General features: G+C 66.6%; 1 protein-coding gene and 1 pseudogene. Both read right to left on the minus strand.

Annotated elements, in window-relative coordinates; all coding sequences use genetic code 11:
• Nucleotides 1–1,471, minus strand: a 1,471-nt coding sequence (locus AC1DOC_RS32065; protein WP_478131375.1) for a type VI secretion system Vgr family protein, incomplete at its 3' end; no start/stop codon positions are given.
• A gap of 24 nt (nucleotides 1,472–1,495) precedes the next feature.
• A pseudogene (locus AC1DOC_RS32070) lies at nucleotides 1,496–1,845 on the minus strand (type VI secretion system ATPase TssH); the annotation flags it as partial.

Raw genomic sequence — 1,845 nt, forward strand, 5'->3', positions numbered from 1 at the left:
CGTAGTCGCCGTTGATGAAATCGACGATCACCTCCTGGCCGATGCGCGGAATGAAGTACCCGCCCCAGCCYTTGCCGCTCCAGGGCTGCGACACGCGCACCCAGCAGGTCGACTTCTCGTTGCTCTCGTCGTAGCGGTCCCAGTGGAAGTGCACCTTCACGCGGCCGTGCTCGTCCACGTGCAGCTCGTCGCCCGCGGGGCCGACCACGATGGCCGTCTGCGGACCGGGCATGGTCACGCGCGGCGTGAGGCGCGGCGGCCGGTAGGCCCGCTCCATCGGTATCGCCGTGATCAGGAATGCGCTGGTGCCCGGCTGCGAGGTGCTGAGCATCGGCGTGCTGGCGATCAGGTCTTCCAGCACCTGCAGCGTGTCGGCGTTCACCGCATCGTCGCGCAGCACGCCGGCCAGCGCCGTGCGCAGGTCCTGTGGAACGGCCGTGCCGGCGCCCACGCTTTCATAGCCGGGGTGGCTTGCCATGAAGGTGCAGGCCGCGATCACGTAGTCGCCGTTGCGCGTGCCGTCGGGGTCGCCCTCGAACTTGAAGCTGCGCCCCGCGGCCACGTCGGGCCAGGTGGTCAGCGCCCAGTGGCGGTCGCGGCGCGCGTTGAGCTCGTCGCCGCGCAGCTTGGTGCGGTTCTCGCCGTCGTCGCCCGTGAAGTAGCCGCCCGGGAATTCGAACTCCTCGAAGTCGGCCAGTTCGTGGTCGTCCTTCACATCGATGGTGGCAGCCAGCTTCTTCTTGATCGCCTTGAAGTCGCTGTCGCGCGAGGCCTGCTTGCCGGTGTCGAACTGGCGTGCGCTCACCCAGCGCGAGATCTCGTTGTGGCGCGCCTCGCTCGCGTCGCTGGACATGTAGCGCAGCGTGCCTTCCACCGGCAGCTTCTCGTGCGCCAGGTCGCTCGCGTCCGACAGGTGCATGGTGCCGGGCGCGTCGTGCGCGTCGAACCAGTAGTAGATGCCTTCGTCCTCCAGCAGGCGCGAGAGGAACTGGTAGTCGTTCTCCTGGTGCTGCACGCAGTAGCGCCGGGGCGTGTGGGTGCCGATGACGTTGCCGGCCTTGGTCTTCTTGAAGCGCTTGATCGGGCTGTCTTCGAAGACCGCGTCGAGCACCTCGAGCACCTTCTTGTCCTGCAGGATGCGCGAGTTGGTGCGCTTGGTGAGCAGCCAGAACCACGAGCGCAGCGTGATGCGGTATTCGAAATGCCTGCCCACATGCCCGGCCCGCACGAAGCGCACCGCATGGCCCTGGCAGTGGCGCTCGTGCACGCCGCCGTCCTTGTCCTGGAACTGGATGACCACGTCGAAGGCGCGGCCGAGRATGTCCTTGGCATCGAGCGCMTKGTTCTTSGACAGCACCGTGAGTTCGTAGGCCGACGGGCGCGCCAGCGCCTCGTGGCCCACGATGCGCCAGAACATCAGGTCGTCCTTGGCGGGTGAATCTGTCTCGATGCGGAACTCGTGATCGGCCATTTTTTACTCTTGATGCGCAGTTGCTCAGTCGAACGCGTAGGTGAAGTCGGCGTCCTTCACATCGAGCGCGACGCGGCGGATCTCGCCGCCCGAGGCCAGCCGCTGCAGGTACTCGACCGAGATGGTGGGCAGCACCGTGTTGGTCAGGATCGCGTCGATCACGCGCCCGCCCGACTCCGGGTCCTGGCAGCGCGCAACCACCTGGTCGACCACCGCGTCGCTGTACTCGAAGGGCACGCCGTGGTTGGTCTCCACGCGCTTCTTGATGCGGCCCAGCTGCAGCCGCACGATCTTCTTCATCATGTCGGGCGACAGCGGGTAGTAGGGAATGGTGACGATGCGGCCCAGCAGCGCAGGCGGGAACACCTTCATGA

This window comes from Variovorax sp. 01T439_2 (assembly GCF_056398445.1).